Here is an 11,739-nt window from a genome sequence, read left to right as displayed (position 1 = left end):
GACGGCGGAGGGCCCCCCCCCCCCCGGGCCCCCCGGGCCCGCCCCCCCGCCGCCCCGCGGACGCCCCGGGGCCCCCCCCCCCGGCCCCGGCGGGGGCCCCGACGACGTACTGCGAGGTACTGCGCGGTGCTACTCGCTGCTCGCTACTCCTGCTTCTTGCGGCGCGTGCCGAAGACGATCTCGTCCCAGCTGGGCACCGCAGCGCGCCGCCCGGGACGGACGCCGTCGGCCTCCGCCTGGCGGTCGGTGGTGCCGACGAGGCGGTCGCGGTGGCTGGCCACCGAGCGCGGCATCAGGACGTCCGCGTACGCGGCACCTGCCCCGGCCGATGCCGCGGGCGGCTCCTCGGCGTCCGGGTCCTGCTCGGCCTCTTCGGCGGGCGGGAGATCCGTGGGCGGGAGCGCGGGGCGCTCCGGCACGATCATGTCGCCGCGGAAGCTCGGCACCGCCTCCAGGAGGCTGGTGAGCGAGTCCCGCTCCGACTCGGAGACGGCGGCGGTCGCGGCGGTGGCCGCGCCCTCCTCCAGGGGCTCCGGGGGCAGCGGCGCGCTCGGGCGCTCCAACTGCCGGTCCAGGGCGCGGTCAAGCGGCCGGTCGAGCGAGGGCCTGTCCCGGGGCAGCCGGGCGATGCGCGGCACGAACGGGAAGCTGGGCTCGGGCGCGGCGATGTCGTCCGTCTCGCCGATCAGCGAGCGGGCCTCGTCGTCCACGGCCTGTACGAGCCGCCGCGGCGGGTCGTACGTCCAGCTCGCGGAGTGCGGTTCGGTCGCGACGCGGTAGACGAGCAGGACCTCCCAGGTGCCGTCGTCGCGGCGCCAGGAGTCCCACTGGACGGTCTCCTTGTCGGCGCCGCGCAGGAGCAGCCGCTCCGAGACGGCCTCGCCGAGCTGGGGTCCGGTGTTCTCGCCGGGACGGCGCACGGGGGTCTTCCGGGCCCGCTCGGCCATGAAGGCGCGCTCGGCGAGCACGGGTCCCTCGAAGCGGCGGACGCGATCGACGGGGATTCCAGCGAGCGAGGCGACTTCCTCCGCGCTGGCACCGGCACGTATACGCGCCTGGATGTCGCGGGGGCGGAGGTGGCTCTCCACCTCGATCTCGATCTGGCCGAGACGCGGACGGTCGCCGCGCACGGCGGCGCGCAGCCGCTCGTCGATCGGAAGCGTGTACTCCGTGCTGTCCGCAGCTTTGAGCACCAGCCGTGTGCCGTCGTTGCTGACGGCCACGACACGCAGTTCGGGCATGGGGACCTCCCGGGTGGTGCCTGCCGACGTCACGTGCGTCGCTGCTTCCGCTAGTCGAGTGTGGCCTGCCCGGGTGCAGCCTGCCACAACCTTGCCGAGTTGCCCGGCGTGTCGGGCATGGGCCCAAGGTCGCCGTTATGGCACGGTTACCTTTTCGCAACTCTCGGTGACCACTTTGGTCACCCTGTGCAGCGAGCCCCCTCCCGGCGGTCCTGGAAGGCCCCGGGCACCCAGGTGGGAGACCGGACCCAGGGCTCGCAACAGTACTCCATTCGGGCCACGCGGGTGGTCCGCCGCGCCGCCGAACTTCTCGTGGGAGACGGGAGTTGGCGCCCCGGGATACCCGGGCAGGGTGGTGCATGAGTGGCACACTTCACGGAATCTCCAGAAACGGAACTATCCACTTCACCCATACGTCCCTTTCTCGTGCAGACAGTCGAGAAAGGCAGGCAAGGGTCGGAGATGCGTGAAAAGCCGGATTCCGGCAAGGAGTCGAGGGACCAGGCGGAGCCGGACGGCTCGACGGAGCCGAAGGAGAAGCGGCGCCTCGACCTGAGTGTGCCGCAGGTGGCGGGGAGCGCCGTGGCCGCGGTCGTGGCGGCGAAGCTCGCGTCGAGCTTCGGCGTCTACGGCACGATCCTCGGTGCGGGTGTGGTCAGTGCGGTCGCGACCTGCGGCGGCACGGTCTTCCAGCACTTCTTCCGGCGCACGGGCGAGCAGATACGTGACGTCACCGTGCAGGCCAAGCCGAGGGCGCGGCAGGTTCCGCTGACCGACGGCTCGGGTGCGCCGGTGGCGGAGACGTTCAGAGCGGCGGCGTACACGGGTGCGGCGGCGCACACCGGGGCGGGGCCCGTGACGACGACGTGGGGGAGAGCGGCCGAGCCGGACGCGGCCTCCGTGCTGCCTCCGGCCATCGATGAAGCGGATCGCACGAACGTGCTGCCGGTGACGGATGCCGACGCGGACCGCACGACTCTGCTGCCGGTGACCGGCCCCGACGCGGACCGCACGACCTTGCTGCCCATGGTGGACACCGACGCCGTCGCCGACGTCGACCCCGAGAAGACGCAGCTGCTCGGCTCGGTCGACGCCACGCAGCTGGTGCCCCGGGAGGAGGCGACCCGCGTCCTGCGGCAGGCGGCCCCGGTCGTGCCGGAGCAGCCGACGGTGTCACCGCTTCCCTCGGACGAGTTCACCCACGGCACCACGCACCGCACCCGGGTCAAGAGCTGGAAACGGCCGTTGATCGCGGCCGCGGTCGTCTTCGGCGTCGCCATGGCCGGCATCACGACGTACGAGATCGTCTCCGGCGAGGACTTCAGCGGGGGCCACGGCACCACGATCAGCAACGGCTTCTCGGGCCGGAACAGCTCGCCGGACGAGCGGCCCACGCCCTCGACCGATCCCTCCGGGCAGCCGTCCGACGGTTCTTCCACGGGTACGGACGACGGTTCGCGGCAGGGCGGCGACGCGTCGCAGGACCCGGACGGATCGCAGTCGCAGACCCCGGACAACGGCAATGAATCGGACTCCGGTTCGAAGGGCGACCCCGACAAGGGATCGGACTCCGGTACGGGCTCCGGGGACGACGGCGGTTCGAAGACGGACCCGACCCCGACGCCGACCCCCACCCCGACTCCGACGCCGACCCCGTCGAGCGGCGACGACACCGGAAACGGAAACGACGTCCAGCGGGGAGAGACCGCCACCCCGTAGGCGGCCACCCCCTTAGGCGGTCCTCAGTCGCCCAGGACACGGCGCAAGTAGGCGTTGTCGAACATGCGGTCCGGGTCCAGGCGGTCGCGCAGCTCCGTGAACTCGGCGAAGCGCGGATAGGCCTGCGCGAAGTAGGCGGCGTCGCGGGTGTGGATCTTGCCCCAGTGGGGCCGGCCCTCGTGCGCGGTGAAGATCCGCTCGGCGGCGGTGAAGTACGCCTGGTAGGGCGTGCCCCGGTACATGTGGACGGCGATGTACGCGCTCTCCCGGCCCGAGGCCGTGGAGAGCGTGATGTCGTCCGCGGGGGCCGTACGGACCTCCACGGGGAAGCTGATCCGCAGGTTCGAGCGCTCCACCATTGCCTTCAGCTCGCGCAGCGTCTCCACGAGGGCCGCCCGCGGAACGGCGTACTCCATCTCCATGAAGCGCACGCGGCGCGGGCTCGTGAAGACCTTGTAGGGGATGTCCGTGTAGGTGCGGGCGGAGAGCGCCTTGCTGGAGATCCTGGCGATGCCGGGGATGGCCGCGGGGACGGCCCTGCCGATCGTGTTGACCACCTGGAAGAGGCCGTTGGAGAGAACTTCGTCCTCCACGAAGGCGCTGACCCGGCCGGGCGGGTCAGCGGGGCCCGTGCTGCGGTTGTTGCGCTTGGTGGTGCAGTTGCCGGTGTGCGGGAACCAGTAGAACTCGAAGTGCTCGTTCTCGGCGTAGAGCGCGTCGAACTCGCTCGTGACCTTGTCGAAGGTCATCGGTTCCTCGCGGGCGGTGAGGAAGAAGACAGGCTCCACGGCGAAGGTGATCGCGCTGATCACCCCGAGTGCGCCGAGGCCGAGCCGGGCCGCGGCGAAGACCTCGGGATTCTCCTTCTCCGAGCAGGTGAGGACCGTGCCGTCCGCGGTGACCAGCTCAAGAGCCTTGATCTGCGCGGAGATCGACGCCGAATCGCGGCCCGTGCCGTGCGTCCCGGTGCTGGTGGCGCCGGAGACCGTCTGCTCCATGATGTCGCCCATGTTCGTGAGCGAGAGGCCCTCGCGGGCGAGCGCCGCGTTCAGGCGCTTCAGCGGAGTGCCCGCTTCCACCGTGACGGTGCCGGCCTCGCGGTCGATCCTGCGGATGCCGGTGAGGAGTTCGGGGCGTATCAGGAGGCCGTCGGTCACCGCGGCGGCGGTGAAGGAGTGGCCCGTGCCGACCGGCTTCACCTTGAGGCCGTCCTCCCTGGCCTGCCGCAGCGCGGCGGTGAGTTCGTCGACCGACGCGGGAGTGACCTCCCTGACCGGACGGGCGGTGACATTGCCCGCCCAGTTACGCCATGCTGCCGCGCTCTTCCCGCTGCCCGTGCCCGCTGCCGTGCTCATGGGTCCCTCCCCGTTGCGGAACCGGCCTCTTCAGCCGGCGATACCCAAGGAACCCGACCGCCACCGCGACGGCCCCGGACAGACCGGGGACCGCGTACCCGGCGTCCGATCCGGCCGCGTCGATGACCCAGCCGGCCGCGGAGGAGCCGAGCGCGACGCCGACCGCGAGTCCGGTGCTCACCCAGGTCATGCCCTCGGTCAGCTTCGCGCGTGGTACGTGCTGTTCGACGAGGGCCATCGTCGTGATCATGGTCGGCGCTATGGAGAGGCCCGCGATGAACAACGCCACGGCCAGCAACGGAAGGTTCCCGACCAGTTGAAGCGGGATCATACTCACGGCCATCGCACAGACGCCCAGCAGCCACCTCGGTGCGGGAGCGCCCTTGAAGTGCATGAGCCCGAAGGCCGCCCCGGCCACACAGGAGCCGAGCGCGTACACCGCCAGGACCAGGCTGGCCATCGCCTTGTGGCCATGGTCCTCGGCGTACGCGACGGTCACCACGTCGATCGAGCCGAAGATCGCACCCGTCGCCGCGAAGGTCGCGACCAGGACCTGCAGCCCTCCGGAGCGCAACGCCGAGCCCTTGGTGTGGTGTTCACGGCCGTGCGGCACGGGCTCGGTGGCCCGCTGGGACGTCAGCCAGAAGACGCCCACGGCGAGGAAGACCCCGGCGAGCAGCGGCCCGGCCTCCGGGAACCACACCGTGGAGAGACCGATCGAGATGATCGGCCCGAAGATGAAGCAGATCTCGTCCACCACGGACTCGAAGGAGTACGCGGTGTGCAGCTGCGGGGTGTCCCGGTAGAGCACCGCCCAGCGCGCCCTGATCATCGAGCCCACGCTCGGCACGCATCCGACCAGGGCGGCGAAGGCGAAGAGCGTCCAGTCCGGAAGCCCGTACTTCGCGCAGAGCAGCAGACCGGCGACCGCGACCAGGGATGCCAGGGTCGCGGGGCGCAGCACGCGGCGCTGGCCGTACCGGTCGACGAGACGCGAGATCTGCGGGCCGATCGCGGCCGCGGAGAGCGCGACGGTCGCGGAGAGCGCGCCCGCGAGCCCGTACCGCCCCGTGAGCTGGGACACCATCGTCACGATGCCGATGCCCATCATCGACAGCGGCATCCGGCCGAGGAACCCCGCCGTCGAGAACCCCTTGGTGCCGGGGGCGGCGAAGATGGCGCGGTAGGGGCTTGGCACGTGGGACTCCGCTGAGGCGCCGGGGCGGCTTCCTACGAAGGGGCCCCGGTAAGGCGTAAAGATGGCCTATACAGCTTACGTTCGCGACAGGGCCGGACGCACCATGATTTTCGGCTGTCAGTGACGGGTGGCAGGATCGGATGCATGTCCGATGCGCTCGATGCCTCTCCCTATGACGCCCTGCTGCTGCTCTCGTTCGGTGGCCCCGAAGGCCCCGACGACGTCGTCCCGTTCCTGGAGAACGTGACACGGGGCCGCGGCATCCCCAAGGAGCGGCTCAAGGAAGTGGGGCAGCACTACTTCCAGTTCGGCGGGGTCAGCCCGATCAACGACCAGAACCGCGCCCTGCTCGACGCCCTGCGCAAGGACTTCGCGGAGCACGGCCTCGACCTGCCGGTCTACTGGGGCAACCGCAACTGGGCGCCCTATCTGACCGACACCCTGCGCGAGCTCGTCCGGGACGGCCACCGCCGGGTGCTCGTCCTCGCGACCAGCGCGTACGCCTCGTACTCGGGCTGCCGGCAGTACCGCGAGAACCTGGCCGACTCCCTCGCCGTGCTCGCCTCCGAGGGGCTCGAGGTGCCGCGCGTCGACAAGTTGCGGCACTACTTCAACCACCCCGGCTTCGTCCGCCCCATGATCGACGGGGTCCTGAAGTCCCTGGCGGACCTCCCCGAGGACGTGCGTGCGGGGGCGCACCTGGCCTTCACGACGCACTCCATCCCGACCGCCGCCGCCGACACCTCGGGCCGTGTCGAGGACCACGGGGACGGCGGCGCGTACGTTGCGGAGCACCTGGACGTGGCCCGGCTCATCGCCGGGGCGGTGCGCGAGGAGACCGGCGTCGAGCACCCCTGGCAGCTCGTCTACCAGTCGCGCAGCGGCGCCCCGCACATCCCGTGGCTGGAGCCGGACATCTGCGACCACCTGGAGGAGCGGCAGGCGGCGGGCGCGCCCGCGGTGGTCATGGTCCCGATCGGCTTCGTCTCGGACCACATGGAGGTGCTGTACGACCTCGACACCGAGGCCGAGGCGAAGGCCGCCGAGCTGGGCCTGCCGGTCCGCCGCTCCGCCACGGTCGGTGCCGACCCGCGGTTCGCCGCCGCGGTGCGGGATCTCGTCCTGGAGCGGGCCGGTGCGGAGAGCGGGCGCGCGGTCACGCCCTGCGCCCTGGGCGCGCTCGGCGCGAGCCATGACCTGTGCCCGGTGGGCTGCTGCCCGGCCCGCGCGCCCAAGCCCGCGGCTGCGGGCGCCGACAGCCCGTACGCGTGACCGCCGACAGCGAAGGCACGAGGAGCACCGTGACCGACCCCGCACACCAGCAGCTGAAGGCCGAACTCCTCGGCGTCGCCCTGGAGGCCGCGCACCGCGCCGGCGCCTTCCTGCGCGACGGGCGCCCGGACGACCTGGGCGTGGCCGCCACGAAGACCAGCGCGGTCGACGTCGTCACCGAGATGGACATCGCCTCCGAGAAGCTGATCACCGGCTTCCTCGCCGAGCGCAGGCCGGACGACGGTGTGCTCGGCGAGGAGGGCGCGAGCTCCGAGGGCAGCAGCGGCGTCCAGTGGGTGATCGACCCGATCGACGGCACCGTCAACTACCTGTACGGACGCCCGGACTGGTCCGTGTCCATCGCGGCCCGCAAGGACGGCGAGACGCTGGTCGGCGTGGTGCACGCCCCGATGCGCGGCGAGACCTACCGGGCCGTCCTCGGAGAGGGCGCCTTCGTCAACGACGATCCGGCGCACACCCGCCCCGCGCCCCCGTTCGAACAAGCCCTCGTCGGCACGGGGTTCGGGTACATCGCCGAGCGCCGCGCCCACCAGGCCGAGGTGGCCCGGCAGCTGATCCCGCTGGTCCGGGACATCCGCCGCGGCGGCTCGGCGGCGATCGACCTGTGCGACGTGGCGCTGGGCCGGCTGGACGCGTACTACGAGCGCGGCCTCAACCCGTGGGACTTCGCGGCCGGTGACCTCGTCGCGCGGGAAGCGGGCGCGCTGACCGGTGGACGCCCCGGAGAGGCACCCACGGGCGAGCTGACCATCGCGGCCCCACCCGGCCTCTTCGAGGACCTGCAGGGCCGCCTGGAGGAGCTCGGCGCCTGGCACGACTGACGGGCCGCACGAATCCGCACGCAGAGGGGCCCCGGCATCTCGTCCACGGATGCCGGGGCCCCTCTGCGTACGAATGGATCAGGCGTGCAGCACGCCGACCTCCACGCCGTGCTCGGCGGCCAGCCGGTGCAGATCCTCCAGCTCGGCCTGCTCGACCTCGGCAAGGAAGTCGTCGCCCGTCTCACGGGCCATCGTGAGGTCGGACTCCGTGGCCTTTATGCGCTGCAGCAGTCCTGCGGTAAAAGCGTCCATGGTTGCGCCCCCTCGGCTGGGTCGTGGGTCGATGGCACGGGGGTGTGCCGTTCAAGAAGGGGCGATCACGTCTCAAGCCGCCCTGGAGAAAGCGGGTTGTGGCGCGCCACATACAAAGCGTGATCGCGGGGTGTGAGGTCGTCCTCCCCTCGCTCTCTTCCACGGAAACCTCAACCGTCGGAGAAAATCCCGCATTCCCGGGCCAGGACAACGCCTTACAGCCGGTTTATGGCCGAAAGGGGCAGGATGGAGGCCACACCCCAGGAACAGACCTGCCCGCAGGGGCACAGAGGAAGGACAGCGCCGTGCGCGTACTCGTCGTCGAGGACGAGCAGCTGCTCGCCGATGCGGTGGCCACCGGACTGCGCCGGGAGGCCATGGCCGTCGACGTCGTGTACGACGGAGCGGCCGCCCTGGAACGCATCGGGGTCAATGACTACGACGTCGTGGTGCTCGACCGGGACCTCCCGCTCGTGCACGGGGACGACGTCTGCCGCAAGATCGTCGAGCTCGGCATGCCGACCCGCGTCCTGATGCTCACCGCGTCGGGCGACGTCAGCGACCGCGTCGAGGGCCTGGAGATCGGCGCCGACGACTATCTCCCCAAGCCGTTCGCGTTCAGCGAGCTCACGGCACGCGTGCGTGCCCTCGGCAGGCGTACGAGCGTGCCGCTCCCGCCGGTCCTGGAGCGCGCCGGGATCAAGCTCGACCCGAACCGCCGCGAGATCTTCCGCGACGGCAAGGAGATCCAACTGGCCCCCAAGGAGTTCGCCGTCCTCGAGGTGCTGCTGCGCAGCGAGGGTGCTGTCGTCTCCGCCGAGCAGCTGCTCGAAAAGGCCTGGGACGAGAACACCGACCCGTTCACGAACGTGGTCCGGGTGACCGTCATGACCCTGCGGCGAAAGCTCGGCGAGCCCGCCGTCATCGTGACGGTGCCCGGCTCCGGCTACCGGATCTGATCCCCGGTGGCCGCGACCCCGGCGCCACCGGCGGCGCCCCCGAAACCCACCTGGGACCCCAGGAAGGCCGAACCGCCCTTCCCGTGGCTGCGCCCCACGATCCGCATACGGCTCACGCTGCTGTACGGCGGCATGTTCCTGATCGCGGGCATCCTGCTGCTCTCGATCATCTACCTGCTCGCCGCGCAGGCCCTGAACGTGGGCAGCGACCTGCCGTTCAAGATCGTGTCCGGCCAGGTGGCCAGCACCACCTGCAACTTCCCGCACGAGCCGTCCGCCGGCGAGCTCAACAGCGCCATGAACCACTGCGTCAACGAACAGCGCCAGGACGCCCTGGACAACCTCCTGAGCCGCTCGCTGCTCGCCCTCCTGGGGCTCGCGGTGATCGCCTTCGCCTTCGGCTACGCGATGGCGGGCCGCGTCCTGTCCCCGCTCGGCCGCATCACGCGCACCGCGCGCAGGGTGGCCGGCACGGACCTGTCCCGGCGCATCGAACTGGACGGACCCGACGACGAGTTGAAGGAGCTCTCGGACACCTTCGACGAGATGCTGGACCGCCTGGAGCGGGCCTTCACCGCCCAGCAGCGGTTCGTCGGCAACGCCTCGCACGAGCTGCGCACCCCGCTCGCGATCAACCGCACGCTGCTCGAGGTGCACCTCTCCGATCCGGGGGCGCCCCCCGAGCTCCAGCAGCTCGGCAAGACGCTCCTGGCGACCAACGAACGCAGCGAGCAGCTCGTGGAGGGCCTGCTGCTGCTCGCCCGGAGCGACAACCAGATCGTGGAGCGCAAGCCGGTCGACCTCGCCGAGGTCGCCGACCGCGCCGTCGACCAGGTGCTCGCCGAGGCGGACGCGAAGGGCGTGGAGGTCCGCGGGGGCCGGGGCGCGGCCGTCGTCCAGGGCAACGGCGTCCTCCTGGAGCGGATCGCCCTGAACCTCGTCCAGAACGCCGTCAGGTACAACGTGCCGGACGGGGGCTGGGTCGAGGTCACGACGGAGGCCCAGCACGGTCAGGCGGTCCTGGTGGTGTCGAACACGGGCCCCGTGGTGCCCGCGTACGAGATCGACAACCTCTTCGAGCCGTTCCGGCGGCTCAGGACCGAGCGCACGGGCAGCGACAAGGGCGTGGGACTCGGCCTGTCGATCGCCCGGTCGGTGGCGCGGGCCCACGGGGGCCGTATCATCGCGGAGCCGCGCGAGGGGGGAGGGCTCGTGATGCGAGTCACCCTTCCTCTCTGAGATGCTGCCGCGGACGCGCCGCGATGTTCGCTTTGCGCGGAATTTTCGGGACCTGTTCCTGGAAATTTCGTGTGCGATCGATCACAGGGGCGAATTTTCGGCCATCTACTCTCCGTGATCGTGAAAGTCGTCGGAAAGCCGGGAAAATCCGGGTTTTCAGGGGTCTTGATCACGGGAAGTACACGGGGTGGCGCCTGTGAAGTGCGACATTCGGACCGTGTACGGTCCCGATCGCCATCCAAACCGATCACCTCTTCAGGGGTGCGGTTGGGTGTCGATTGAGTAACAGACCTTGATGTGAGGCAAAATCTCCGCCTCAGGTCGGGCACAAGTCCGGCCTCTCACGCGTTACGTGCGCTGAGACACCGCAGACACCCAGAGGGGGAGAGCGACATGGCAACGGACTACGACACCCCACGTAAGACCGACGATGACGTCAACGAGGACAGCATCGAGGAACTCAAGGCACGTCGGAACGACAAGTCGACGTCAGCCGTAGACGTCGACGAGTTCGAGGCCGCAGAGGGCCTCGAACTGCCCGGCGCGGATCTTTCGAACGAGGAGCTCGCCGTTCGGGTGCTCCCGAAGCAGCAGGACGAGTTCACCTGCATGAGCTGCTTCCTGGTGCACCACCGCAGCCAGCTGGCCAGGGAGAAGAACGGCCAGCCGATCTGCCGCGACTGCGACTAGGGCAGGGTCGGCCGTGACAGGCTCGACCCCGCCGAGGAAGCGCCGCTTCCGCAAGCGCGGAGCGGACCAAGAAAGCGCCGTCCCCGACGGCGTGCGTGACGACGAGCGGGGCTTTTCCCCCACAGGAACGGCCTCGCTCGGACCGGCGAACGTCCCAGAGGTGGCACCAGAGGTGGCACACGACGAGACGGCGGCCGACAAGGCGTCCTGGACCCATGTGTCCATGGGCCGGGTTGCCGCCGTCACGGACGGAGTCAAGGCGGGCGTGCGCAAGAGCGGACGCGGCGCCAAGGCCGGCATCGGCTATCTCGCCGACCGGATCATCGAGAACGCCCCGCGGGTCCCGATCCGCGACCTGAACACCCTTCGCAGACAGTTCCCGGGCCTGGACGCCGAGCGGCTCGCGGACAAACTCATCTCCGGCGCCGCCAACGCGACCTCGACGGTCGGTGCCGGGGTCGGCGCCGCCGCGATGATGCCCGTGCCGCCCGCGATGCCCGCGGAGATGGCCGCCGAGATCACCGGGGTCGCGGCGATCGAGCTGAAGCTGATCGCCGAACTCCACGAGGTCTACGGCCGGCGCCCGCCGGGCAACCTCAAGGAGCGAAGCTCCGCCTACCTCACCGCGTGGACCGAGGAGCGCGGCATCGACGTGGTGAAGCCCGCGTCGATCAACGCGGCGCTCGGCGGACAGATGAAGCGCGAGCTGCGCCAGCAGATCATGAAGCGCATGGTGCGAAACCTCCCGAACCTGATGCCCTTCATGGTGGGCGCCGCGGTCGGGGCGGTGATGAACCGCCGGGACACCAGGAAGCTCGCTGAGCGGGTCCGTGCGGACCTGCGGAGGTCGCAGGTGTCCTGGGACGCCCTGCCGGAGCTGCCGCCCCTTGAGCAGCCCGTCAAGCCTCTCGACCCCCTGCACCCGCTGCGCGCGGCCAAGCCGTCCAAGGAGCTGGGGCGCTGACGCGGCAG

11 protein-coding genes are annotated in these 11,739 nt (G+C 70.8%); 7 read left to right on the top strand and 4 right to left on the bottom strand.

Annotated features, from left to right (window positions below):
- Positions 1-143: 143 nt before the first annotated feature.
- Positions 144-1,241, bottom strand: a complete 1,098-nt coding sequence (gene sepH / locus AB0E78_RS37850; RefSeq protein ID WP_361842986.1) for a septation protein SepH — start codon at positions 1,239-1,241, stop codon at positions 144-146.
- 462 nt (positions 1,242-1,703) lie between these two features.
- Here sepH and AB0E78_RS37845 point away from each other — a divergent pair, with 462 nt between their 5' ends.
- Positions 1,704-2,960 carry a hypothetical protein gene (locus AB0E78_RS37845; protein ID WP_361842984.1) on the top strand — a complete coding sequence of 419 codons (1,257 nt, stop codon included), beginning with the start codon at positions 1,704-1,706 and terminating at the stop codon, positions 2,958-2,960.
- A gap of 23 nt (positions 2,961-2,983) precedes the next feature.
- Here AB0E78_RS37845 and AB0E78_RS37840 read toward each other — a convergent pair whose 3' ends face one another.
- Together AB0E78_RS37840 and AB0E78_RS37835 are read right to left on the bottom strand one after the other, a co-directional pair.
- Entirely contained in the window at positions 2,984-4,315 is a 1,332-nt protein-coding gene (locus tag AB0E78_RS37840; protein WP_361842981.1) for a D-arabinono-1,4-lactone oxidase, read from the bottom strand.
- Positions 4,263-5,513: an MFS transporter gene (locus tag AB0E78_RS37835; RefSeq protein ID WP_361842979.1), complete on the bottom strand. Its 1,251-nt coding sequence runs from the start codon at positions 5,511-5,513 to the stop codon at positions 4,263-4,265. The genes AB0E78_RS37840 and AB0E78_RS37835 overlap by 53 nt, the downstream gene beginning before the upstream one ends.
- A gap of 144 nt (positions 5,514-5,657) precedes the next feature.
- Here AB0E78_RS37835 and AB0E78_RS37830 point away from each other — a divergent pair, with 144 nt between their 5' ends.
- Complete coding sequence (locus AB0E78_RS37830; RefSeq protein ID WP_361842976.1) at positions 5,658-6,785, top strand: ferrochelatase; 1,128 nt, start codon at positions 5,658-5,660, stop codon at positions 6,783-6,785.
- 29 nt (positions 6,786-6,814) lie between these two features.
- Positions 6,815-7,627, top strand: a complete 813-nt coding sequence (locus AB0E78_RS37825; RefSeq protein WP_361842973.1) for an inositol monophosphatase family protein — start codon at positions 6,815-6,817, stop codon at positions 7,625-7,627.
- A 78-nt stretch (positions 7,628-7,705) separates the two neighbouring features.
- On the opposite strand, the gene AB0E78_RS37820 is transcribed toward AB0E78_RS37825, so the two are convergent.
- Complete coding sequence (locus AB0E78_RS37820; RefSeq protein WP_190082458.1) at positions 7,706-7,879, bottom strand: hypothetical protein; 174 nt, start codon at positions 7,877-7,879, stop codon at positions 7,706-7,708.
- A 305-nt stretch (positions 7,880-8,184) separates the two neighbouring features.
- Here AB0E78_RS37820 and AB0E78_RS37815 point away from each other — a divergent pair, with 305 nt between their 5' ends.
- From AB0E78_RS37815 to AB0E78_RS37800, 4 genes are all read left to right on the top strand, one after another.
- Positions 8,185-8,838, top strand: coding sequence for a response regulator transcription factor (locus AB0E78_RS37815; RefSeq protein WP_135331070.1), 654 nt, complete (start codon positions 8,185-8,187; stop codon positions 8,836-8,838).
- 6 nt (positions 8,839-8,844) lie between these two features.
- Positions 8,845-10,077: a HAMP domain-containing sensor histidine kinase gene (locus AB0E78_RS37810; RefSeq protein WP_361842969.1), complete on the top strand. Its 1,233-nt coding sequence runs from the start codon at positions 8,845-8,847 to the stop codon at positions 10,075-10,077.
- 393 nt (positions 10,078-10,470) lie between these two features.
- On the top strand, positions 10,471-10,767 hold the full coding sequence (locus AB0E78_RS37805) for a DUF4193 domain-containing protein (protein ID WP_055544889.1): 297 nt from the start codon (positions 10,471-10,473) through the stop codon (positions 10,765-10,767).
- Positions 10,768-10,780: 13 nt separating this feature from the next.
- On the top strand, positions 10,781-11,731 hold the full coding sequence (locus AB0E78_RS37800; protein ID WP_361842966.1) for a hypothetical protein: 951 nt from the start codon (positions 10,781-10,783) through the stop codon (positions 11,729-11,731).
- Positions 11,732-11,739 lie beyond the last annotated feature (8 nt).

Source organism: Streptomyces sp. NPDC032198, from assembly GCF_040636975.1.
GTDB lineage: Bacteria > Actinomycetota > Actinomycetes > Streptomycetales > Streptomycetaceae > Streptomyces.
The sequence above is the reverse complement of the archived record's forward strand: the minus strand, read 5'-3'. Positions and strand labels throughout refer to the sequence as shown.